At 72.1% G+C, this 22,407-nt stretch carries 23 protein-coding genes and 1 riboswitch; of the genes, 11 read left to right on the top strand and 12 right to left on the bottom strand.

Annotated features, from left to right (window positions below; all coding sequences use genetic code 11):
* Positions 1-33 precede the first annotated feature (33 nt).
* Positions 34-145: riboswitch (TPP riboswitch) on the top strand.
* The 5 genes from thiO to ACFWPS_RS39110 all read left to right on the top strand — a co-directional run bounded on the left by thiO (position 143) and on the right by ACFWPS_RS39110 (position 5,446).
* On the top strand, positions 143-1,303 hold the full coding sequence (gene thiO, locus ACFWPS_RS39130) for a glycine oxidase ThiO (RefSeq protein WP_383714631.1): 1,161 nt from the start codon (positions 143-145) through the stop codon (positions 1,301-1,303). Its footprint overlaps the riboswitch before it by 3 nt.
* Positions 1,300-1,512 carry a sulfur carrier protein ThiS gene (gene thiS / locus ACFWPS_RS39125; protein ID WP_383714628.1) on the top strand — a complete coding sequence of 71 codons (213 nt, stop codon included), beginning with the start codon at positions 1,300-1,302 and terminating at the stop codon, positions 1,510-1,512. Before thiO ends, thiS begins: the two co-directional genes overlap by 4 nt.
* 3 nt (positions 1,513-1,515) lie before the next feature.
* Positions 1,516-2,310, top strand: coding sequence for a thiazole synthase (locus tag ACFWPS_RS39120; protein ID WP_383714626.1), 795 nt, complete (start codon positions 1,516-1,518; stop codon positions 2,308-2,310).
* 264 nt (positions 2,311-2,574) lie between these two features.
* Complete coding sequence (pknB, locus tag ACFWPS_RS39115) at positions 2,575-4,533, top strand: Stk1 family PASTA domain-containing Ser/Thr kinase (protein WP_383714624.1); 1,959 nt, start codon at positions 2,575-2,577, stop codon at positions 4,531-4,533.
* A gap of 34 nt (positions 4,534-4,567) precedes the next feature.
* Positions 4,568-5,446 carry a deoxyribonuclease IV gene (locus ACFWPS_RS39110; RefSeq protein WP_383714621.1) on the top strand — a complete coding sequence of 293 codons (879 nt, stop codon included), beginning with the start codon at positions 4,568-4,570 and terminating at the stop codon, positions 5,444-5,446.
* An 18-nt stretch (positions 5,447-5,464) separates the two neighbouring features.
* Here ACFWPS_RS39110 and ACFWPS_RS39105 read toward each other — a convergent pair whose 3' ends face one another.
* From ACFWPS_RS39105 to ACFWPS_RS39085, 5 genes are all read right to left on the bottom strand, one after another.
* Positions 5,465-5,956, bottom strand: coding sequence for a Pycsar system effector family protein (locus tag ACFWPS_RS39105; RefSeq protein ID WP_383714619.1), 492 nt, complete (start codon positions 5,954-5,956; stop codon positions 5,465-5,467).
* Positions 5,953-7,071, bottom strand: coding sequence for a hypothetical protein (locus ACFWPS_RS39100; RefSeq protein WP_383714616.1), 1,119 nt, complete (start codon positions 7,069-7,071; stop codon positions 5,953-5,955). Before ACFWPS_RS39100 ends, ACFWPS_RS39105 begins: the two co-directional genes overlap by 4 nt.
* Positions 7,068-9,272 carry a hypothetical protein gene (locus ACFWPS_RS39095; RefSeq protein WP_383714613.1) on the bottom strand — a complete coding sequence of 735 codons (2,205 nt, stop codon included), beginning with the start codon at positions 9,270-9,272 and terminating at the stop codon, positions 7,068-7,070. Before ACFWPS_RS39095 ends, ACFWPS_RS39100 begins: the two co-directional genes overlap by 4 nt.
* Positions 9,269-10,081 (bottom strand): hypothetical protein, encoded by an 813-nt coding sequence (locus ACFWPS_RS39090; protein WP_383714611.1) that lies wholly within the window; start codon positions 10,079-10,081, stop codon positions 9,269-9,271. Before ACFWPS_RS39090 ends, ACFWPS_RS39095 begins: the two co-directional genes overlap by 4 nt.
* Before the next feature lie 110 nt (positions 10,082-10,191).
* Positions 10,192-10,860, bottom strand: a complete 669-nt coding sequence (locus ACFWPS_RS39085; protein WP_383714608.1) for a Crp/Fnr family transcriptional regulator — start codon at positions 10,858-10,860, stop codon at positions 10,192-10,194.
* Between the two features lie 264 nt (positions 10,861-11,124).
* On the opposite strand from ACFWPS_RS39085, the gene ACFWPS_RS39080 reads away from it, so the two are divergent.
* Positions 11,125-11,634 (top strand): DUF4396 domain-containing protein, encoded by a 510-nt coding sequence (locus tag ACFWPS_RS39080; protein ID WP_383714605.1) that lies wholly within the window; start codon positions 11,125-11,127, stop codon positions 11,632-11,634.
* A gap of 12 nt (positions 11,635-11,646) precedes the next feature.
* Here the strand turns inward: ACFWPS_RS39080 and ACFWPS_RS39075 are convergent, their stop codons facing one another.
* Positions 11,647-12,279, bottom strand: coding sequence for a sulfite oxidase-like oxidoreductase (locus ACFWPS_RS39075; RefSeq protein ID WP_383714602.1), 633 nt, complete (start codon positions 12,277-12,279; stop codon positions 11,647-11,649).
* Between the two features lie 199 nt (positions 12,280-12,478).
* Here ACFWPS_RS39075 and bfr point away from each other — a divergent pair, with 199 nt between their 5' ends.
* Entirely contained in the window at positions 12,479-12,961 is a 483-nt protein-coding gene (gene bfr / locus ACFWPS_RS39070) for a bacterioferritin (RefSeq protein WP_383714600.1), read from the top strand.
* Position 12,962: 1 nt separating this feature from the next.
* Here the strand turns inward: bfr and ACFWPS_RS39065 are convergent, their stop codons facing one another.
* Both ACFWPS_RS39065 and ACFWPS_RS39060 read right to left on the bottom strand, forming a co-directional pair.
* Positions 12,963-13,199, bottom strand: coding sequence for a bacterioferritin-associated ferredoxin (locus ACFWPS_RS39065; RefSeq protein WP_383714597.1), 237 nt, complete (start codon positions 13,197-13,199; stop codon positions 12,963-12,965).
* Between the two features lie 148 nt (positions 13,200-13,347).
* Positions 13,348-14,700 (bottom strand): class II 3-deoxy-7-phosphoheptulonate synthase, encoded by a 1,353-nt coding sequence (locus tag ACFWPS_RS39060; RefSeq protein ID WP_383714594.1) that lies wholly within the window; start codon positions 14,698-14,700, stop codon positions 13,348-13,350.
* Between the two features lie 28 nt (positions 14,701-14,728).
* Between ACFWPS_RS39060 and ACFWPS_RS39055 the strand changes: the two genes are divergently transcribed.
* Both ACFWPS_RS39055 and ACFWPS_RS39050 read left to right on the top strand, forming a co-directional pair.
* Entirely contained in the window at positions 14,729-14,863 is a 135-nt protein-coding gene (locus ACFWPS_RS39055; protein WP_383714591.1) for a trp operon leader peptide, read from the top strand.
* A 109-nt stretch (positions 14,864-14,972) separates the two neighbouring features.
* On the top strand, positions 14,973-16,853 hold the full coding sequence (locus ACFWPS_RS39050; protein WP_383714589.1) for an anthranilate synthase family protein: 1,881 nt from the start codon (positions 14,973-14,975) through the stop codon (positions 16,851-16,853).
* Positions 16,854-16,914: 61 nt separating this feature from the next.
* Here ACFWPS_RS39050 and ACFWPS_RS39045 read toward each other — a convergent pair whose 3' ends face one another.
* The 4 genes from ACFWPS_RS39045 to ACFWPS_RS39030 form a co-directional block, all read right to left on the bottom strand.
* Positions 16,915-17,943 (bottom strand): 6-phosphofructokinase, encoded by a 1,029-nt coding sequence (locus ACFWPS_RS39045; protein WP_383714586.1) that lies wholly within the window; start codon positions 17,941-17,943, stop codon positions 16,915-16,917.
* Between the two features lie 150 nt (positions 17,944-18,093).
* Complete coding sequence (locus tag ACFWPS_RS39040; RefSeq protein WP_383714583.1) at positions 18,094-18,756, bottom strand: response regulator; 663 nt, start codon at positions 18,754-18,756, stop codon at positions 18,094-18,096.
* The gene (macS, locus tag ACFWPS_RS39035; RefSeq protein WP_383714580.1) at positions 18,753-19,973 is read right to left on the bottom strand and encodes a MacS family sensor histidine kinase; all 1,221 of its coding nucleotides are present in this window, start codon (positions 19,971-19,973) and stop codon (positions 18,753-18,755) included. The genes ACFWPS_RS39040 and macS overlap by 4 nt, the downstream gene beginning before the upstream one ends.
* A 27-nt stretch (positions 19,974-20,000) precedes the next feature.
* Entirely contained in the window at positions 20,001-20,726 is a 726-nt protein-coding gene (locus ACFWPS_RS39030) for a lysophospholipid acyltransferase family protein (protein ID WP_383714577.1), read from the bottom strand.
* A 178-nt stretch (positions 20,727-20,904) separates the two neighbouring features.
* On the opposite strand from ACFWPS_RS39030, the gene ACFWPS_RS39025 reads away from it, so the two are divergent.
* Both ACFWPS_RS39025 and ACFWPS_RS39020 read left to right on the top strand, forming a co-directional pair.
* Positions 20,905-21,684, top strand: coding sequence for an alpha/beta hydrolase (locus ACFWPS_RS39025; RefSeq protein WP_383714574.1), 780 nt, complete (start codon positions 20,905-20,907; stop codon positions 21,682-21,684).
* Positions 21,677-22,267: a hypothetical protein gene (locus tag ACFWPS_RS39020; RefSeq protein WP_383714571.1), complete on the top strand. Its 591-nt coding sequence runs from the start codon at positions 21,677-21,679 to the stop codon at positions 22,265-22,267. The genes ACFWPS_RS39025 and ACFWPS_RS39020 overlap by 8 nt, the downstream gene beginning before the upstream one ends.
* The last annotated feature ends 140 nt before the right edge of the window (positions 22,268-22,407 follow it).

Here is a 22,407-nt window from a genome sequence, read left to right as displayed (position 1 = left end):
ACAAGGGCGGAGCTCCGCGGGCTAGGGTGACGGGGAAGCACACGCGGGAGCCCGGACGCACCGGGCTGAGAGGGAGGCTGGCGGCCTCCGACCGTACGAACCTGATCCGGGTCATGCCGGCGAAGGGAGGGGCTGGACGCCCATGTCCTCACGTACGTCCGACGTCCTCGTCATCGGGGGCGGAATCATCGGCCTGGTCACGGCCTGGCGCGCCGCGCAGCGCGGGCTCGCCACCGCCCTGGTGGACCCCGCGCCCGGCGGCGGGGCCGCGCAGGTCGCGGCCGGGATGCTGGCCGCGGTCACCGAACTGCACTACGGCGAGCAGACCCTGCTGGGGCTCAACCTGGCCTCCGCGCGCCGCTATCCGAGCTTCGCCGCCGAGCTGACCGAGCTCACCGGCCACGACCTCGGCTACCGGCGCTGCGGCACGCTCGCGGTCGCGCTGGACGCCGACGACCGCGCCCATCTGCGTGAGCTGCACGCGCTCCAGCAGCAGTCGGGACTGGAGTCCGAGTGGCTGTCCGGGCGCGAGTGCCGGCGCCTGGAGCCGATGCTCGCGCCGGGCGTGCGCGGCGGGCTGCGGGTCGACGGCGACCACCAGATCGACCCGCGCCGACTGGCGGCCGCGCTGGTGGCCGCGTGCGAGCGGACCGGGGTGGTCCTCCACCGCGACTGGGCCGAGCGCCTGGAGGTGGCACGGGGACGCGCCGCCGGTGTCCGCACCCGTGCGGGTGACACGTTGGGTGCCGGGCAGGTGGTGCTCGCCGGCGGGAGCCTGAGCGGGCGGCTGGCGGGCGTGCCGGACGACGTGCTGCCGCCGGTGCGGCCGGTGAAGGGGCAGGTGCTGCGGCTGACCGTGCCCGCGCGGTACGCGCCGTTCCTCAGCCGGACCGTACGGGCCGTGGTGCGCGGCGGGAACGTCTACCTGGTGCCCCGGGAGAACGGCGAACTGGTCGTCGGCGCGACCAGCGAGGAGCTCGGCTGGGACACGACGGTCACGGCGGGCGGGGTGTACGAGCTGCTGCGCGACGCGCACGAGCTGGTGCCCGGGATCACCGAACTGCCCCTGACCGAGACCCGGGCCGGGCTGCGCCCCGGCTCCCCCGACAACGCGCCGCTGCTCGGGCCGACCCGCCTCGACGGGCTGCTGCTGGCCACCGGGCACTACCGCAACGGGGTGCTCCTCACGCCGGTCACGGGGGACGTGATGGCGGAGCTGCTGGCCGGCGGCGAGCTGCCGGAGGAAGCCCGTCCGTTCACGCCGAGGCGATTCGGCGCCGTCCTTGTGGAGCAGACCGCATGAACATCTCCGTCACCATCTCCGTCAACGGGGAGCGCCGGGAGATCGCCCCGGGCACCGCTCTCGACACGCTCGTGAAGTCCCTCACCGCCGCGCCCTCCGGGGTGGCCGCGGCCGTCAACGAGACCGTCGTACCGCGCGGGCAGTGGGCGGCGACCGGGCTCGCCGAAGGCGACCGCGTGGAAGTCCTCACCGCCGTACAGGGAGGCTGAGCCATGGCCGACGACCCGTTCGTCCTCGGGGGTACGACCTTCTCCTCCCGGCTGATCATGGGGACCGGGGGTGCGCCCAGCCTGGAGGTGCTGGAGCGGGCGCTCGTCGCGTCCGGGACCGAGCTGACCACGGTCGCGATGCGGCGGGTGGACCCGGGGGTACGGGGATCCGTGCTGTCGGTCCTCGAACGGCTCGGGATCCGGGTGCTGCCGAACACGGCGGGGTGCTACACCGCCGGGGAGGCCGTGCTGACGGCCCGGCTGGCGCGGGAGGCGCTGGGGACCTCGCTGATCAAGCTGGAGGTCATCGCCGACGAGCGGACGCTGCTGCCGGATCCGGTCGAGACGCTGGACGCGGCGGAGACGCTGGTGGACGACGGGTTCACGGTGCTGCCGTACACGAACGACGATCCCGTGCTGGCCCGGAAGCTGGAGGACGTGGGGTGCGCCGCGGTGATGCCGCTCGGGTCGCCGATCGGGTCCGGGCTCGGGATCCGCAACCCGCACAACTTCCGGCTGATCGTCGAGCACGCGCGGGTGCCGGTGATTCTGGACGCGGGAGCCGGTACGGCGTCGGACGTGGCGCTGGCGATGGAGCTGGGGTGTGCGGGGGTGATGCTGGCGTCTGCGGTGACGCGGGCACAGGATCCCGAGCGGATGGCTCACGCCATGCGGGCCGGGGTGGAGGCGGGGCGGCTGGCCCGGCTGGCGGGGCGGATTCCCCGTCGGTACCTCGCGGAGGCGTCGTCTCCTGCGGAGGGCCTGGCCGTGCTGGACCCCGAGCGTCCTGCGTTCTGAGCGCCGGCCCGCTCCCGCCTCGTCTCCCACCCACGCACCACCCGAAACCGTCTGCTGAGAAGCGGGACTCTCCCGTGGGGGCCGAGCACCGTCGGCGGCTGCGGGAAGGGGGAGAAAGCATGCCCGAGGCCGGTCGGTGTCGGCGGTCGCGGGTGGGTAGGTGCATATTTCAGCCAGGTGCGAAGCGTCACAGGTGCGCTGCAGTCCCCGGGGGAAAGCGGTCTCACCTGTGGGGCTGTCAGTCGGTCCTCGTACACTCGCTGGGTGGATACGACCCTTCAGGACCCCCTCGTCGGGCAGGTGCTCGACGGCCGGTATCGCGTCGACGCGCGGATCGCCGTCGGCGGGATGGCCACGGTGTACCGGGCCCTGGACATCCGGCTGGACCGCGTGCTCGCGCTGAAGGTGATGCACCCGGCGCTCGCCGCCGACGGGTCCTTCGTGGAGAGGTTCATCCGGGAGGCCAAGTCGGTCGCCCGGCTGGCCCACCCGAACGTCGTCCAGGTCTACGACCAGGGGGCCGACCGGTCGTACGTGTATCTCGCCATGGAGTACATCGCCGGCTGCACCCTGCGTGACGTGCTGCGCGAGCGCGGCGCGCTGCAGCCGCGGGCCGCGCTGGACATCCTGGAGCCGGTGCTGGCCGCGCTGGGCGCCGCGCACCGCGCCGGGTTCGTGCACCGGGACATGAAGCCCGAGAACGTGCTGATAGGGGACGACGGGCGGGTCAAGGTCGCGGACTTCGGGCTGGTGCGGTCCGTGGACAGCGTCACCAGTACGACGGGGGCCGTGCTCGGGACCGTGGCCTACCTCGCGCCCGAGCAGGTCGAGAACGGCACCGCCGATCCGCGCGTCGACGTGTACGCGTGCGGTGTCGTGCTGTACGAGATGCTCACCGGGCAGAAGCCGCACGACGGGGACTCGCCCGCGATCATCCTGTACAAGCATCTGCACGAGGACGTGCCGGCGCCGTCCGCCGTCGTGCCGGGGCTGGCCTACGAGCTGGACGAGCTGGTCGCCCTCGGCACCGCCCGCAACCCCGAGGTCCGGCCGTACGACGCGGTCGCGCTGCTCGCCCTGCTGCGGCAGGCGCGGAGCGCGCTCGGCGCCGAGCAGCTGGACGCCGTGCCGCCGCAGGCGCTGACCGAGGCGCATGACATCGCCGAGGACCGGACCAGTGTCATACCCCGGTCGCTCACCGTGCCCCGCCCCCTGCCCGTCAACGAGGAGGACGAGGGGGTGCTGCGGACCAGCCGGTTCGAGGCGCCGCCCTCCCCCACGCTCGGCTTCGCTCGCGCGGGGGCACCCCCATCCGACCGGCGGCGCGGGGGCCGTCGGTCCCGGCGCGGGCTGCTGACGCTGGTCGTCGCCGTACTGATCGTCTTCGGGGCGGGCGCCGGCGTCTGGTACATCAACACCGGGCAGTTCACCAAGGTCCCGCCCCTGCTGTCGAAGACCGAGGCCCAGGCCACCGCGCGGCTGAAGGAGGCCGGGCTGGACGTCGGATCGGTCGAGCACGCCTACAGCGACACGGTGAAGCGGGGCACGGTGATCAGCACCGACCCGGCGGCCGGCCACCGGATCCGCAGCAACGACTCGGTGAAGCTGACCGTCTCGGACGGCCCCGAGACGGTGAACGTGCCGGATGTGCAGGGGCGGACGCTGGCCAGGGCCAAGTTGCTGCTCACGGCGGACGGGCTCGAACCGGGCATGGTGACCCGCGAGTTCAGCGAGGACGTGCCCAGGGGCTCGGTCATTTCGACTGATCCGGGGGCGGGTACCGAGCGGCACGCGGGGACCGCGATCGCGCTCGTCGTCAGCAAGGGTGCCCCGGTCGACGTCCCGGACGTCACCGGCGACGACCTGGACGACGCCCGGCAGGAGCTTCAGGAGGCCGGGCTGAAGGTGACGGTGTCCGCCACCGAGATCAACTCCGAGTACGACCAGGGGCAGGTCGCCCAGCAGACCCCGGCGGGCGACGCGCAGGCCGCCGAGGGCGACACCGTGACGCTGACGCTGTCCAAGGGCCCGGAGCTGGTGGAGGTTCCGAACGTGGTCGGGGCGAGCGTCGACGCCGCGACCAAGCTGCTGGAGCAGTCCGGTTTCCAGGTCAAGGAGAACCGCGGGCTGCTCGGGCTGTTCGGCGACACCGTGAAGAAACAGTCGGTGGACGCCGGGGAGCAGGCACCCAAGGGGTCGACGATCACCATCACCATCCGGTGACGGGGGCCAGGCCGCGGCGTGACACCCTGGACGGGTGAAGAGCGAGCAGTCAGGTCCCTCCCGCAACCCCGTCGGCGGCCATGTCCCGGTGGCCGGCGGTCTGCACTCCGTGGGGCTGTCGTACGCCCGTGAGCTGAAGGCCGAGACCGTGCAGGTCTTCGTCGCCAACCCGCGCGGCTGGGCCACCCCGGCGGGCAGCCCGAAGCAGGACGAGGCGTTCCGCGCGGCCTGTGCGGAGGAGGCGGTCCCGGCGTATGTGCACGCCCCGTACCTGATCAACTTCGGCTCGCACACCGAGGCGACCGTGGAGAAGTCGGTGGAGTCGCTGCGGCACTCGCTGCGGCGCGGCCGGGAGATCGGGGCGCTCGGGGTGGTCGTGCACACCGGGAGCGCGACCGGCGGGCGGGCCCGGGACGTGGCGCTGAAGCAGGTACGGACGCATCTGCTGCCGCTCCTCGACGAGCTGACCCACGACGACGACCCGTTCCTGCTCCTGGAGTCCACCGCCGGACAGGGCGCCTCGCTCTGCTCCCGGACCTGGGACTTCGGGCCGTACTTCGAGGCGCTGGACGCCCATCCGAAGCTGGGCGTCTGCCTGGACACCTGTCACATCTTCGCCGCCGGGCACGACCTGACCGGGCCGAGCGGGATGCACCAGACGCTGGACCTGCTGGTGGACACCGTCGGCGAGGGGCGGCTGAAGCTGATCCACGCCAACGACTCCAAGGACGTCGTCGGCGCGCACAAGGACCGGCACGAGAACATCGGCGCCGGGCACATCGGCGAGGATCCGTTCCGCGCGCTGATGACCCACCCGGCGACCGCGGGCGTACCGCTGATCATCGAGACGCCCGGCGGCACGGAGGGGCACGCCGCCGACGTCGAGCGCCTCAAGCAGCTCCGGGGCGGCTGACGCCCCCCGCCGGACGGCTCACCCCACCGCCAGCGGTACCGCCGCCAGCAGCAGCCCCGCGCCGAGCAGCGCCATCGACCGGCGCAGCCAGCGGTACTTCGCCGACAGGATCACGCTGACGTCCTGGAGCTGGGTGAGCAGCCAGCCCACCTGGTCCGCCCCGGCGTCGGCGGCGGCGCGGCGCAGCGCCTCCGGGTCGATGCCGTGCAGGGCGTCGGCGTAGAAGGTCGGGCCGGGTGCCGAGCGGACCGTGCGGGTGCGGGGCACGATCACCGCGAGCAGCAGCAGGGTGCCGGCCGCCCAGAGCGTCCCGCCCGCCGCGAGGAAGGCCAGGGCGACGCCCGACGCGCCGGACGGCGCCCCCCTGCCGAGCACCAGCGCCGGTACCGCGACGGCGCCCGAGAGCAGGACGGACGCCTTCACGTCCGCCCTGCCCAGGTCCTCGCGCACGGTCCCCAGCAGCCGTTCGGCGACGTAGTACGCGGCGGCGTCGGGCTCGCCCGGGGTCATCGGCGTGCCTCGGGGCTGGAGTCGTCCTCCACCCCCGTCCCCTGCCCGGGGATGGCGTCCGCCGGCGGCACGGGCGGAACCGGCGGAACCGGCGGGGGCGCGTCGGCCGGGAGGAGCGGAGGTGCGTCGGCCGGGAGCAGCGGGGGCGCGGGCGGCATCGGGGGCAGGGGCGGCACCGGCAGCGAGGTCGGGGCCTGCGGCAGGCCGCCCGGGAAGACGCCGGTGGAGACCGTGCGGCTGTAGTCGATGAGGGCCTGGACCTGGTCGTCGATCTGGTGGCGCTGGACCACGCCCTGGTTGATCAGGTTGGTCAGGTAGTCCAGGGCGCCCTGGCGCTGGTCGCGGGCCTGCTGCTGGAGCACGCCGAGGATCTCGGCCGCCCGGCCCGGGTCCGAGGCGAGCAGGTGGGCGTACTGGACGGTCTCGCCGGCCGTGATCAGCTTCTGGGCGTCGTCCATGTTGGCCGCGATACGCGCCTTGGTGACGTTGTCCATGGCCTCCTGGACCACGCCGCCCTTCTCCACCGCGACCATCTGGGCCTGGTGGTCGGCGGCAGCCTGCCCGAGGTCGATGCGGACGAACACCTGGGTGGCGAGGCCCAGTTCGGCACCGAAGTCGTTCCACCGGCCGCTGGCCAGCTCGTCCTGGATGGCCTCGTCGACCTGCTGGGCCGAGTCCAGGCTGTAGCGGCGGCTGAGCCCGCGCAACCGGGCCTCAAGGGACGGGCGGAGCATCCGCTCCACGTCGACCACGCGCTTCTCGGCGGCGGTGTAGAAGTCGCGGACCTCCCAGTTGACGTCCGCTCCCGCCCGGAACTGGGCCCGGTCGCCGAGGGTGGGCAGCGCCAGCTGGAAGGAGACCTGGTGCTGACCGCGCGCGATCCAGCACACCGAGGTCGGCCTGCCCATCAGCGGCTTGTTGAAGTGCTCGGCGCCGCGGACGGTGAGGATGCTGTGCCCGCCGTTCTTGTAGTAGAGCACCGAGGCCACCTGGCTGTTGCGGTGCCGGTAGGTGGCCTGCGGGGCGAACTCGCGGACGAAGGGGCCTCTGAGGTCGTGCGGCAGGACGAACTCCTCGTCCTGGGGCGGCCACGGCTGCCACTGGTTGTGCGTCATGGTGTACTCGCTCCCTGGACCGCCCCCCACAAGCGGCGGACCTGCTGTTCGTTCAGTGGTTGGTCGGGGTCTTCGGTGAGTTCCCTGATGAGGGCCAGCAGCCGGTTGCGGTCGTCGTGGCTGTGCACGAGGAGCGGCAGGAACCGCTCCAGGGGCTCGGCCCAAGGCTGGTCGGCCGAGCCGCTCAGCCAGTCGGACAGGGTCTCGATCGCCGCCTCGTAGGACCGTGGGGTCTGCAGCGCGGTCCACAGGAGCCCGGCGAGTTCCGGGGCGAGGGCGGGCCGGACGGCGGCCAGGGCCAGCATCAGCGGCCAGTCGCCGTAGCCCTCCAGGTCCTCGTGCTGGTTCCAGAGGTCGGTGACGGGGACGGAGGCGAGGTAGACCGTGGACTGCAGGCCGAGGTCCTGCTGGGGCCGGCGTTCGTCGGAGAGCCAGGCGCGGATCCGGCGCAGGGTCTGTGCCTCGGGGTGGGCGCCGGCGAAGTGGGCCACTTGGACGGCGGCGCCGGACCGCAGCCTGCCCTCGTCCCAGACGCCGACCCCGCCGAGCAGGTCGAGGCTCTCGCGGACGGTGTCGGTGGCCCTGCCCCGGCCGAGCACGGCGCCCGCCGTCCAGCGCAGCTGTTCGTCGCCGTAGCGGGCCCAGGAACCGACCAGGGCGCGGATCGCGGTGCCGACCTCCGGGGAGCGCAGCGCCACGTCGAGGACGGTCGCGGCGAACAGCCGACGGCGGGCCCGCTCGGCCTGGGCCATGGGCTGCACCAGTTCGTGCACGGTGTGCGACAGGTCGAGTCGGCACAGCTGGCCGGCCGCCACCGCGGCCCGCACCCAGACCTGGGGCCGGTCGTCCTCGCAGAGTCCGGCCAGCCAGCGCAGCACGGGTCCGCGCGCGTTGTGCCGGTGCTGCCAGAGGTGGCCGAGGACGGCCGGGGCGAGGGCCTCGCCGCCGAACCGCACGGTGCGCACCGGCACTTCCTCGGTGCCGACCTCCTCGGTGCCGAGTTCGGCGACCGCGCGGGCGGAGACCAGCCGGGCGTCGACGCCGTCGCTGAACAGCGGGCGGCCGGGCGTGGCCTCGGGGTCGACGGTGACGGCCAGTTCCCAGGCGAGCACCTCGGCGGCCTCGGCGACGGCGCTGAGCGAGGCCCCGTCGAGGACGGCGACGGCGATCCGGTAGGCCGCGTCCCGCAGCCGCTCCGGGGTCTCGGAGCGGACCCCGCCGGCGAACCATTCGGCGGCCTGGTTCTCGGCGAACTTCCGGCATTCGGCGAGGAGTTCGTCGTGCGTGAGCTCGTCCCTGGTGTGCCGGGCGAGGAGCCGCGCGTAGTGGGCGGCCTCCGCGGGCCGCAGTTCGTCGAGGCCGCGCGCCTCCAGGACGTCGGGGTCCAGGGCGGTCGCCCTGGCCCGCTCGTACAGCTCGGGGGCCTTGTCGGCCAGTTCGACGGCGAGGTGGCCCTCGAGTACGGCGGTCTGGGCGGCCGGGGTGTGGGCGCGGTAGTAGCGGCCGCTGCGGGAGAGCACGTCTCCGGGTTCGGGGGTGGCCAGCAGGACCGCGTACGCGTCCTTCTCGCCGAGCAGTTGGCAGAGCCGGTCGAGGCCGGTCTCGTCCGGTAACCCGGTGGCGCTCGGCTCCAGGGCGTAGCCGTGGCCGTCGCTGATCTGGTCGTCGTCGAGTCGATCCAGGTCGGTGCGCGGGTCGAGCCGGGAGACCCGGCCGCCGGTCAGGCCGTCCAGCAGGGACAGGGCGGTGTAGGCGCGGCCGGTGCCGGGCTGGCCGTACAGCACCAGGAGGCGTCCGTCGCGCAGTTGCTCGCGGTGTTCGCCGTAGTCCGCCGGTTCCTGGAAGACCTCGCGCAGTCTGCGCAGCTGGTCTTCCGGGAGCGGGCCGGCGAGGACGCGTTCGGCCGCCTGCCGGCTGTAGAAGTTCATGGTGCCGACGGATCCGGAGCTGATGAGGGTGCCGGTGCCGTGCTGGCTGACGGTCGAGCGGTAGATCCGGGAGGCGGCGGCCGCGGCGCCGGGCAGCGCCTCCTCGCCGAGCGGGTCGGCGGCGGAGCCGCCGATGACGTCGGCCTTCTCCGGCTCGAGCGCGCCGCCGGACTCGGCGCCCTGCGGCTTGTCCGGCTCGGCCTTCTGCTGCGGCTGCGGTTGCTGCGGCGGTTTCGGGCCGCCCTGGGGCGGCGGGGGGTTCTGGGCGTTCACCGGCCACCGCCGCGGCGGTCGATGTTGAGGGTCTCGATCCGTTCGGCGGCGACGACCTCTCCGTCGCCGTGCTGGTGGATGTTCTGGACGAAGCGGCCCCCGGTGTCCGGGGCAGCCGTCGGCCGCGGCGGGGTGCTCACCTTCGTGCCTTCCGCAGCGGCCGGCGCGGCCGCCTCGGACAGCTCCGCCGGCTCCGCCGGCTCGGACAGCTCGGGCGGCTCGGGCGGCTCGGGCGGCTCCGAGCGGCCGGGGACCATGAACCAGGCGGTGGTGCGGCCCTCCTTGAGTTCCACGTCGTGCCGGCGGTAGTGCCCGGGGTCCACCCAGCGCCCGCCGGGCAGGACGAAGTCCTCGTGCACGCGGTCGGAGGCGATCACCACCAGGGGCGAGCCGTCCGCGGCCTTGAGGATCGCCTTCGCGGTGCCGCAGTCGCACAGCCGGCAGGCCAGGTCCACGGCACGCCCGGAGCGGCCGTAGGCGTCGGCCGTGACCCGGCCGATGTGCAGTCCCACGCGCAGCCGGAGCGGCTTCCTGAGGTCCCGGTTGCTCTCCCGGAGGTTCTGGTGGAGCTGCTCCACCCACTCCCCCACGACCCGGGCGGGCGGCACGTCGGGCGCCAGCACGCTGAGGATGCCGTCGCCGCGGTCCTCCTGGTAGAGGCGCGGCGGGCGGATGCCTGCCTGTTCGAAGGCGGTGCCCGTGACGTCGTAGAGTCTGCGCCGCATCTCGGGTTTCTCGGTGTCGGACAGCAGGCCCGAGCCCTGCGCGTCCACGTTGACGATGAAGCCGTACGCGGCTTCCCCCTCCATCGTTCTCTCCTCCCTGCCGTCCCGCCGGACCATCGGCCCCTCGGCTGTGATGGTCGCGGAGCCGGACGGTCACCGCTGTAGCCGTTTACACAGCGCGGGACGTGTGCTTGTCAGGTCTCCGTGCCGTGTGGTTGTCCGGCGGCGAGCAGGCGGAGCGGGTCCAGGTCGGCCACGGCCAGGGTGCCGGGGCCGGTGCGGACCAGGCCCTGTTCCCGTAACAGGCGCAGGGCCTTGGCGACGGCCTCGCGGGTGGAGCCCACGGACGCGGCCAGTTCGTGCTGCGCGAGGGGCAGCCGTATGGTCACGGCCTCGTTCTCCGGCCGGCCGGTGCGGTCGGCGAGTTCGACCAGGCGCTCGGCGAGCCGTTGCAGCACGGTCATGGAGGCCAGGGCCCGGCGCTCGTGGTCCGCGCTGCGCAGCCGCTCGGTGAGCTGGTTCATCATCAGCGCGTTGGCGTGCGGCCGGGAGGCGAGGAACCGCCGGAACCGCTCCCCGGGTACGACCAGTCCGGTCATCTGGCCGAGGGTGCTCACCGAGGCGCTGCGCGGGCGACCGTCGAGCGCCGCCATGTCGCCGACGACCTCGCCGGCCCGGCGCAGTGCCAGGATCAGCCGGCCACCGCGCTCGGTCGGCGTCCACACCGTGCACCAGCCGCTGAGCAGGACCACCGCGAACGTGGTGCGGTCGCCTTCCGCGACGACCGTGTCGTACGGCGGGTACTCGTGCCGGGTGCCGAGTCCCGCCAGCGCCTCCCGGTCCCCCGGACCCAGGCCCCCCATGAAGGTATGCCGCTCTCCGAACAGCCCCACCGTCGTCCCCCGACCGCTCGCCCCCGAACCGGATCACAAGCGGAACCCCAAGGGTCCCCCGGATCCGTCTCCGCCCGGCGCGTCTCCCGCCAGGCAAGAATCTCAGCGTAGCGCTCTGGGCACGGAATGTGCGTGCAGTTACCGGAACGAGCCCGACCCCTTCCCCGGAATACCCCTGGGGGGTATACATGTTGGCGTCACAGAAGGATTCGCACCTGACGCCGGGGGTCAGCCATGGACCACGAGCACGCCGTCCACGAGCACACCGAACACACTCACGCACACCAGGAGGCACACGGCGGCACCGGGGCCTCCTGGGCCATGGCCGCCCAGGCCACCCTGCACTGCCTCACCGGCTGCGCCATCGGCGAGGTGCTCGGCATGGTCGTCGGCACGGCGTTCGGCTGGGGGAACCTGCCGACCACACTGCTCGCGATCGTGCTGGCGTTCTTCTTCGGCTACGCGCTCACCATGCGCGGGGTCCTGAAGGCGGGCGTCGACGTCCGCACCGCCCTGCGTGTGGCGCTGGCCGCGGACACCCTCTCCATCGCCGTGATGGAGCTGATCGACAACGGCACGATCCTGGTCTGGCCGGCCGCGATGGACGCCCAGCTGGACGACGCCCTGTTCTGGGTCTCGCTGGCCGTCTCGCTCGTGCTCGCGTTCACGGTGACCGCGCCGGTCAACAAGTGGACGATCGGGCGGGGCAGGGGGCACGCGGTGGTGCACCGGTACCACCACTGAGCGGGCGGGAGCTCAGAGCTCCGGACCGTCTCCCGGCCCCTCCTGGTAGGAGTAGCGCTGCTCCCTCCAGGGGTCGCCGATGTTGTGGTAGCCGCGCTCCTCCCAGAAGCCACGGCGGTCGGCGGTCATGTACTCGATACCGCGGACCCACTTGGGGCCCTTCCAGGCATAAAGGTGGGGGACGACCAGGCGGACCGGGAAACCGTGCTCGGCGGTGAGGAGTTCGCCGTCCTTGTGGGTCGCGAAGAGGGTGTGCTCGGCGGCGAAGTCCGCGAGGCGCAGGTTGGAGCTGAAGCCGTACTCCGCCCAGACCATCACATGGGTGACATCGGGGGCGGGCGGCGCGAGCTCCAGGACGGTCCGCGCCGGGACCCCGCCCCACTCCGCGCCGAGCATGCTGAACTTCGTCACGCAGTGCAGATCGGCGACCACGGTGGTGTACGGCAGGGCCGTGAACCGCTCGTGGTCCCAGATGTGCGCGTCGCCGTCGGCGGTGGCGCCGAAGACCCGGAACTCCCAGCGCTCGGGCCGGAACTTGGGCACCGGGCCGTAATGCGTGACCGGCCAGCCGCGCTGCAGTCGCTGCCCCGGCGGAAGCCCGGCTCCCGCGGCTTCCCGAGACGCGTGCTCCACCGGATGACCCATGCCTTCCATCCTGACAGACCACGAGCGGTGCACCTGACCAGGCAGACCACTCAAAGATCAGCAAATCGCTCAACTAGCACCAGGCATGCACTTACTTACTAAGTACGCACTTACTGGACGATCTTCCGCACCGGTGCAATCATGCGCCGCAAACGTCCCATCTGTCCGGTACGGAACCCATGCGGAAGGAGCCTCTGCGATGCAGGGCGACCCCGAGGTCATCGAATTCCTCAACGAGCAGCTCACCGGCGAGCTCACCGCGATCAACCAGTACTTCCTGCACGCGAAGATGCAGGAGAACTTCGGCTGGTACAAGCTCGCGAAGTACACCCGGCACGAGTCGTTCGACGAGATGAAGCACGCCGAGGTGCTCACCGACCGGATCCTGTTCCTGGAGGGGCTGCCCAACTACCAGCGGCTGTTCCACGTCCGCGTGGGGCAGACCGTGAAGGAGATGTTCGAGGCCGACCGGCAGATCGAGGTGGAGGCGATCGACCGCCTCAAGCGCGGGATCAAGGTGATGCGCGAGAAGGGCGACATCACGTCCGCGAACATCTTCGAGGACATCCTCAAGGACGAGGAGCACCACATCGACTATCTCGACACCCAGCTGGAGCTGGTGGAGAAGCTCGGCGAGGCGCTCTACATCGCGCAGCTCATCGAGCAGCCCGAGAGCAGCTGAGTCACGCCGCTTCGTCGAGCCCGGAGAGATCGGCGGCGAGCACCGGGCGGCCCTGGTCGGCCAGCTCGCGGCGGGGGCAGGCGCCCCGGCCGAGAATCGCCTGGATACGACGGACGCACGAACCGCAGTCCGTGCCCGCCTTGCAGGCGGACGCTATCTGGCGAGGGGTGCAGGCACCGTCCTCCGCGTGCTGCTTGACCTGCGCCTCGGTCACCCCGAAACAGCTGCAGACGTACACGCGGATTCACCTCCCGCCGGGATCGATCAGTGGCGCCGTCCCGATTAATCGGTGAGGCTAACCTAACCTTACCCGTCACTCGGGGGCCGCAAAAGTGGAAGGGGCGCGGATCATTTGTGATCCGCGCCCCACTTCACGCAAAGACCGGTTACTGGTCCCGGTACATCTCCGCGACGAGGAACGCCAGGTCCAGGGACTGGCTGCGGTTCAGCCGCGGGTCGCAGGCCGTCTCGTAGCGCTGGTGCAGGTCGTCGACGAAGATCTCGTCGCCGCCGCCCACGCACTCGGTGACGTCGTCACCGGTGAGCTCCACGTGGATGCCGCCCGGGTGGGTGCCGAGGCCCTTGTGGACCTCGAAGAAGCCCTTGACCTCGTCGAGCACGTCGTCGAAGCGGCGGGTCTTGTGGCCCGAGGCCGCCTCGAAGGTGTTGCCGTGCATCGGGTCCGTCACCCAGGCCACGGTGGCGCCCGAGGCGGTGACCTTCTCGACCAGCTCGGGGAGCTTGTCACGGACCTTGTCCGCGCCCATCCGGACCACGAAGGTCAGCCGGCCCGGCTCGCGGTCGGGGTCGAGGCGGTCGATGTACCGCAGCGCCTCCTCGGCCGTCGTCGTCGGGCCGAGCTTGAGGCCGATCGGGTTGCGGATCTTCGAGGCGAACTCGATGTGCGCCCCGTCCAGCTGCCGGGTGCGCTCACCGATCCACACCATGTGCGCCGAGACGTCGTACAGCTTGCCGGTGCGCGAGTCGACCCTGGTCAGGGCGGACTCGTAGTCAAGCAGCAGCGCCTCGTGCGAGGAGAAGAACTCGACCGTCTTGAACTCCTCGGGCTCCGCGCCGCAGGCCCGCATGAAGTTCAGCGCGTTGTCGATCTCGCGGGCGAGCTGCTCGTAGCGCTGACCGGACGGGGAGGACTTCACGAAGTCCTGGTTCCAGGCGTGCACCTGGCGCAGGTCCGCGTAACCGCCGGTGGTGAAGGCACGCACCAGGTTCAGCGTCGAGGCGGACGCGTTGTACATCCGCTTCAGCCGCTCGGGGTCCGGGATGCGGGCCTTCTCGTCGAAGTCGAAGCCGTTGACCGAGTCGCCGCGGTACGTCGGCAGGGTCACGCCGTCGCGGGTCTCGGTCCCCTTGGAGCGCGGCTTGCTGTACTGGCCGGCGATCCGCCCCACCTTCACCACGGGTACCGACGCCGCGTACGTCAGCACGGCACCCATCTGGAGGAGGGTCTTGAGCTTGTTGCGGATGTGGTCGGCCGACACCGCGTCGAAGGCCTCGGCGCAGTCGCCGCCCTGGAGGAGGAACGCCTCTCCCTTGGCGACGGCCGCCATCCGGGCGCGCAGCTGGTCGCACTCGCCCGCGAAGACGAGCGGCGGATACGACTCCAGCTCCGCAACGGCTGCGCGCAGAGCCTCGGGGTCGGGGTACTCGGGCTGCTGCGCCGCGGGCAGGTTTCGCCAGGTGTTGCCAGCGCCGAGGCTGGTCTTAGCGTTCACGGTCACCTCGTAAACATTACGGGGTCGTGTCGCCATGTTTTCCTCCGGCTCGACTGGTGAGACAGAGCGATTGTCCTGTGGACAGCGGGCGGGGTGCGGTAATGTTTTCCGCATGTTCGCGCATTCGATCCAGAACTGGTGGTGGACCGCTTCTCCGGCGGCCCACTGACTGCGCGTACGCAAGACTTCGCGAAGGCCGCCCGGAGGGGCGGCCTTCGGCGTTCCCGGGGTCGTTCCTCTCTCACCTGTCTCACCTGACAAAGGACCGCAGAGGAACCATGGACCTGAACCGGCTGCTCCACGACGACCGCCCCTTCGCCCTGCTCCGCCGCCGCACCCCCGGCCACGACGAGAACACGGTGGAGCTCCTGCTCGGCCCGGTCACCGCGCACGACCGGCTCGCCGACCTGCCCGAGGAGGGGCTCGCCCTCATTCCGTACCGGCAGATCCGGGAGCGGGGGTTCGACGTCCGGGACGACGGGACGCCGCTGCTGGTGCTGACCCCGACAGTGGTATGTCACATTCCACTGGACGAGGCCCTCGCCACCCTCCCCTCCCACGAAGTCCACGTCGAGTCCGGCGCCTTCGACGTCGACGACGACGAATACGGGCAGATCGTCGGCCGCGTGCTGCGCGAGGAGATCGGCCGCGGCGAGGGCGCGAACTTCGTGATCCGGCGGACGTACGAGGGCGAGATCCCGGGCTTCGGGCGCGCCGAGGCCCTCGGACTCTTCCGGCGCCTCCTCGAGGGCGAGCGGGGCGCGTACTGGACGTTCGTCGTGCACACCGGCGACCGGACGCTGGTCGGCGCGAGCCCCGAGGTGCACGTGCGGATGTCCGGCGGCACGGTGGTGATGAACCCGATCAGCGGCACGTACCGCTATCCCGCCGAGGGCCCCACCCCCGAGCACCTGCTCGGCTTCCTCGCCGACGGCAAGGAGATCGAGGAGCTGTCGATGGTCGTCGACGAGGAGCTCAAGATGATGTGCACGGTGGGCGACATGGGCGGAGTGGTCGTCGGGCCGCGGCTGAAGGAGATGGCGCACCTCGCGCACACCGAGTACGAGCTGCGCGGCCGGTCCTCGCTGGATGTGCGGGAAGTGCTGAAGGAGACCATGTTCGCGGCGACCGTGACCGGGTCCCCCGTGCAGAACGCCTGCCGGGTGATCGAGCGGCACGAGGTGGGCGGCCGCGGCTACTACGCGGGTGCGCTGGCCCTGCTCGGCCGGGATTCCGGCGGTGCCCAGACCCTCGACTCCCCCATCCTGATCCGTACCGCCGACATCGACGCGGACGGCCGGCTGCGGGTCCCCGTCGGCGCCACCCTGGTGCGCGGCTCGGACCCGGTGAGCGAGGTCGCGGAGACGCACGCGAAAGCAGCCGGAGTGCTGGCGGCCCTCGGGGTACGGCCGGCACGGCCGCGCGCCGAGCGGACGCGCCCCCGGCTGGCCGACGACCCCAGGGTGCGGGCCGCGCTGGACGGGCGGCGGGCGTCACTGGCGCCGTTCTGGCTGCGGATGCAGGAGCGGTCCGGGGAGCTGGCCGGGCATGCCCTCGTGGTGGACGCCGAGGACACGTTCACGGCGATGCTGGCGCATGTGCTGCGGGCCGGCGGGCTGGACGTCACCGTCCGGCGGTACGACGAGCCGGGGCTGCGGGCGGCCGTGCTCGCGCACGAGGGGCCGGTGGTGCTCGGCCCGGGGCCCGGTGACCCGTCCGACCTGGACGATCCGAAGATGCGGTTCCTGCGGGAGCTGACGGCGCGGGTGATCCGGGAGCACCGGCACGGGGTGCTGGGCGTCTGTCTCGGGCACGAGCTGATCGCGGCGGAGCTGGGGCTGGACATCGTCCGCAAGGAGGTCCCCTACCAGGGAGCGCAGGCGACCGTGGACCTGTTCGGGCGCCCGGAGACGGTCGGCTTCTACAACAGCTTCGTGGCCCGCTGCGACGAGGAGGCGGCACGGGAGCTGGGCGCGCACGGCATCGAGGTGAGCCGGGCGGAGAACGGCGAGGTGCACGCCGTCCGGGGGCCGGGCTTCGCCGGGGTGCAGTTCCACCCCGAGTCGGTCCTCACGCTGAACGGCGCCGCCGTGGTGCGGGAGCTGATCGGTCAGCTGCGCGGTACCGGCACGTTCTCCGAGGGCCGGCCGGCCCGGTAGGCGAGGACGCCGTTCCGGGCGGGTCCGGCCCTGCCGGGGTGGGGCCCGCCCGGACCCGGGCTCAGCCGAAGAACACCCCGACCTCCTCGTACAGCTTCAGGTCGACGGTCTTCAGCTTGGCGGTGGCCTCCGCGATCGGTACCCGGACGATGTCGGTGCCGCGCAGCGCGACCATCTTGCCGAAGTCCCCGTCGCTGACGGCGTCGACGGCGTGCAGACCGAAGCGGGTGGCCAGCCAGCGGTCGAAGGCGCTGGGCGTGCCGCCGCGCTGGATGTGCCCGAGGACGGTGGTCCGGGCCTCCTTGCCGGTGCGCTTCTCGATCTCCTTGGCCAGCCATTCGCCGACCCCGGAGAGCCGGACGTGCCCGAAGGAGTCCAGGGATCCGTCCTTGAGGACGACGTCGCCGTCCTTCGGCATGGCGCCCTCGGCGACGACCACGATCGGGGCGTACGACGCCTTGAAGCGGGAGGTGACCCAGGCGCACACCTGGTCGACGTCGAAGCGCTGTTCGGGGATGAGGATGACGTTGGCGCCGCCGGCGAGGCCGGAGTGGATGGCGATCCAGCCGGCGTGCCGGCCCATCACCTCGCAGACCAGGACCCGCATATGGGACTCGGCGGTGGTGTGCAGCCGGTCGATGGCCTCGGTGGCGATGCCGACGGCGGTGTCGAAGCCGAAGGTGTAGTCGGTGGCGGACAGGTCGTTGTCGATGGTCTTCGGCACGCCGACGACGGGCACGCCGTACTCGTCGGTGAGGCGGGCGGCGACGCCGAGGGTGTCCTCGCCGCCGATCGCGATCAGCGCGTCGACCTCCAGTTTGGCGAGGTTGTCCTTGATCCGGCGGATGCCGTTCTCCTGCTTGAGCGGATTGGTCCGCGAGGAGCCGAGGATGGTGCCGCCGCGGGGCAGGATGCCGCGCACGGCGGGGATGTCGAGGCGGACGGTGTCGCCTTCGAGGGGTCCGCGCCAGCCGTCCCGGAAGCCGACGAAGTCATAGCCGTACTCCTGCACGCCCTTGCGGACGATGCCCCGGATGACGGCGTTGAGCCCGGGGCAGTCGCCGCCTCCGGTCAGTACTCCGACCCGCATGGAAATGTCCCTTCGCCGCGGTTGCCTGGTGGGACTCACGCTAATGGTGATCCAGCTCACACAGGGATGGGCGCGGAAGGGCAATTCCGGTGAATTGTCGGGCGGTTGGTTTACCCGCTGCCCGAAGATCAGATCAGATCAGTCGTCGGCTCAGTCGTCGTCAAGGCCGGCCTCTATCGCGTACCGCACCAGCTCCACCCTGTTGTGCAGCTGGAGCTTGCCGAGGGTGTTCTGCACGTGGTTCTGGACCGTGCGGTGGGAGATGACCAGCCGCTCGGCGATCTGCTTGTAGCTCAGGCCCTTGGCGACCAGCCGCAGCACCTCGGTCTCGCGGTCGGTGAGCCGGGGCGCGTCGGGCCGGTCGGCGTCCGCGGCCGGGGCGGGCTCGGAGGCCAGGCGGCGGTACTCGCCCAGGACGAGACCGGCGAGGCCGGGGGTGAAGACCGGGTCGCCGACGGCGGTACGGCGGACCGCGTCAAGGAGTTCCTCCGTCGAAGCCGACTTGAGCAGGTAGCCGGTCGCGCCGGACTTCACCGCCTCCAGGACGTCGGCGTGCTCCCCGCTCGCCGACAGGACCAGGACCCGCAACGCCGGGTTGTGGCCGACGAGTTCCTTGCAGACCTGGACACCCGGCTTGGCCGGCAGGTTGAGGTCCAGGACGAGAACGTCGGGCGCGGCGGCCTTGGCACGGCGCACCGCCTGGTCGCCGTCCCCGGCGGTGGCGACCACCTCGAACCCGGACTCGGCCAGGTCCCGGGCGACCGCGTCCCGCCACATGGGGTGGTCGTCGACCACCATGACCTTGATGCTCATCGCCGCTCCGCCTTCCCCGAGACCTTCGGTACCGTCAGCTCCACTTCCGTGCCCTGCCCGGGGACCGAGACCAGCTCGGCGCTGCCGCCGAGGTCGCGCAGCCGCCCCCGGATCGACTGGGCCACGCCGAGCCGCCCCTCCCCCTCGGCCTGCGCGAGCCGGCCCTCCGGGATGCCGGGGCCGTCGTCCCGGACGGTCACCACGACCTCGCCGGGCGCGTCCTCGACCAGGATCCAGGCCCGCGCCCCGTCCCCCGCGTGCCTGCGCACATTGTCCAGGGCGGCACCGACGGCCGCGGCCAGCTCGCGTGCGGCAGCGGCCGGCAGCTCCACCGGCGCGCCGGGTTCGGCGAGGCTGACCCGGGATCCGGCGTACCGCGCGAGCAGCGCCCGCAGGTCGACCGGACCGCTGCCGTCGGGCTCCTCGGCCTCCTCGACCAGGCGGACGACCGCGCCCTGGGACTCGTCCTCCGAGACCCGGGAGAGCGGCAGCAGGCCGCCGGAGACCAGCGTCCGCAGCGCCACCTCCTGCTCCCCGGCCAGCCGGCCCAGTTCGGCCGCGTCGCCGCCGAGGACGGTGCCGCGCCGCTGCACCATGGCGAGCACCTGGAGCACGCCGTCGTGGATGTCCCGGGCCAGCCGCTCCCGTTCCCGGGTCGCCGCCTCGATCTCCAGGGCACGGGCGAGGGTGCGCTCGGAGGCGCGGGCCACCTCGACGACGTACCCGATGGCGATGGAGGCGACCCAGACCAGGACCACGCTGTGGACGGTGTCGCGGGCCGGGCGGCCGCGCTCGACCAGGTTGGCGACGGCGACCGGGGTGGAGGCGAACGCGGCCCAGCGCCAGCCGCCCTTGAGGGCGTAGGCGAGGACCGAGCCGGCGGTCCATATCGACGGCAGGGTCGGGCCGCCCCGGTCGATGTGGCCCTGGGTGACCACCCAGGGGGTCAGCAGGATGCCGGTGAGCGCGACGGCGAGGTCGACGGCGAGGAAGCGCTTGGTGCAGGCCGCCGCGCTCTGCACGCGGGGCAGGGTCGCCAGGGTCCAGACGGTCAGGACGGCGTAGTAGGCGATGGCGACGCCCGCGCGGTCGTAGTCGTCGTAGGCCGAGGCGAACAGGCCGATCGCGTACAGCAGGGTCAGTACGCGGTAGCCGGTGAGGGCACGCCACAGGGGCTGCTCGACCGACATCCGTACGACGCGTTCCCGCTTGCTCATGTCCCCCAGTCCCCCCTGCCGCCGGTCCTAGGACTCGGCGGCCTTCTTCTCGGCTCTCCGCGCCGCGTCCTTCTCGGCCTTGGCGGCCTCCGCGATCTGCCGCTTGGCGGCCGTCGCGTAGATGTCCACGTACTCCTGGCCGGAAAGTTTCATGATCTCGTACATGACCTCGTCGGTCACCGCGCGCAGCACGAACCGGTCGTGCTCCATGCCCTGGTAACGGCTGAAGTCCAGCGGCTTGCCGATCCGGATACCCGGCCGCATCAGCTTGGGCATCACCTGCCCCGGCGGCTGGATCTTCTCCGTGTCGATCATGGCGACGGGGAGGACCGGGGCGCCGGTCGCGAGCGCCACGCGCGCGAGGCCGCCGGGCTTGCCCCGGTACAGGCGGCCGTCGGGCGAGCGGGTGCCCTCCGGGTAGATGCCGAACAGCTCGCCGCGCTCCAGCACGTCTATGCCGCTCTGCACCGCGGCCTCGCCGGCGCCGCGCGCCCCGGAGCGGTCCACCGGGAGCTGGCCGACGCCCTTGAAGAAGGCGGCGGTGAGGCGGCCCTTCACGCCGGGCGTGGTGAAGTACTCGGCCTTCGCGATGAAGGTGACCTTGCGGTCCAGCACCGCGGGCAGGAAGAACGAGTCCGAGAAGGACAGGTGGTTACTCGCCAGGATCGCCGGGCCCTCGGCCGGGACGTTCTCCAGGCCCTCCACCCAGGGCCTGAAGGTGACCTTCAGCGGTCCCCCGATAGCGACCTTCATCGCGCCGTACAACAACCGAGTGCCTCCTGTTTCCGTCGATCAGACCTTAACCCGGAGCGCCGGGAATGGGCCCGACGACCCTGGTCGGTGTCAGTGCCGTCGCGTACGGTGAAGCACAACTGGAGTCGTCGTGCATGCCCCTCGCAGTTCCGCCCTCTCTCAGAATTGGAGACCGAAGGTGCCGGTTCTCCCCGGAGCCGAGCCGTACCGCCATGACGGCGGGGAGGTCGGCGTCCTCCTCTGCCACGGTTTCACCGGCTCGCCCCAGTCGCTGCGCCCCTGGGCGGAGCACCATGCGGCACACGGCCTGAGCGTGTCCCTGCCCCTGCTGCCCGGGCACGGCACCCGCTGGGAGGACATGCAGGTCACCGGCTGGCAGGACTGGTACGCGGAGGTGGACCGCGAGCTGCGGCTGCTGCGCGAGCGCTGCTCCCAGGTGTTCGTGGCGGGCCTGTCCATGGGCGGCACTCTGGCGCTGCGGCTGGCCGCCAGGAACGGTACGGGTGTGGACGGCGTGGTGATCGTCAACCCGGCGAACAAGGTGCACGGCCTGTCGGCGTACGCCCTTCCGGTGGCCCGGCATCTCGTCCGCACGACGAAGGGCATCGCCAGCGACATCGCCAAGCCGGGCGCCGCGGAGACGGGGTACGACCGGGTGCCGCTGCAGTGCGCGCACTCGCTGCGGAACTTCTTCCGCCAGGTGGACAAGGAGCTGCCGCAGGTGACCCAGCCGCTGCTGCTCCTGCGCAGCACCCGGGACCATGTGGTTCCGGCGGTGGATTCCGCCCGGATCCTGAGCCGGGTGTCGTCCACGGACGTAACGGAGGTCGTGCTGGAACAGAGTTACCACGTGGCGACGTTGGACCATGACGCGGACCGGATCTTCGAGGAGAGCCTCGCCTTCGTCGGCCGGCTCGCACCCAGTGTCGGCAAGGAAGGGACGGCCGCAGTTGGCTGAGCACGACTCCGACCGCGAGGACCGCGAGCCGGACGAGACGGGGGTGCCCTTCGACGAGAAGGCCGCCTGGGCGGCGATCGTCGCGGGGTACGGCGAGGAGCCGCCGGACCCGCCGGGCGCCAAGCCCTACAAGCCGGTGCAGGATCTCGCGCTGCCTGCGACCGACGAGGACGAGACCGAGGCGGGCGCCGAGGCCGCCGGGACCGCGGCCGGGGCGGCCGAGGAGCAGCGGCCCGTGCAGCCGCTGGGCGGTTCCGTCTCCTTCGCGCCCGGGGTGGGCCCGCGCGACTACTCGGCGCCTGAGGCGTCCGAGGACGACTTCGACGAGGACGACGACGGGCACTTCGTGCCGCCCGAGCCGCCGCCGCTGCCGGATGCCGACGCCACGGCCAAGTTCGCCTGGCTGGGCGTGGTGGGCGGGCCGGTCCTGCTGCTGCTCGCGGTGCTGCTGGGCTGGGACATGACCTGGTGGCTGGCGACGCTGGGCATCGGCGGCTTCCTCGGCGGCTTCGTCACGCTGGTGACCAGGATGAAGACCGACGACGACGAGGACGGCGACCCCGGGCGGGGAGCCGTCGTCTGACCGATCCACGCCCGCCCGAGGGCCCGTCCGGAGTGACTCCGGACGGGCCCTCGTGTGTTACGGGCCCAACCCCTGTCCCGAAGAAGCCCGAAGAGGGATCTGGAAAAAGGGAACTCGCTTCCGTCGACCGGCGAAGGAGA

This window comes from Streptomyces sp. NPDC058457, from assembly GCF_042720695.1.
Classification (GTDB): domain Bacteria; phylum Actinomycetota; class Actinomycetes; order Streptomycetales; family Streptomycetaceae; genus Streptomyces.
This window is presented reverse-complemented; position numbering and strand designations above follow the sequence as displayed.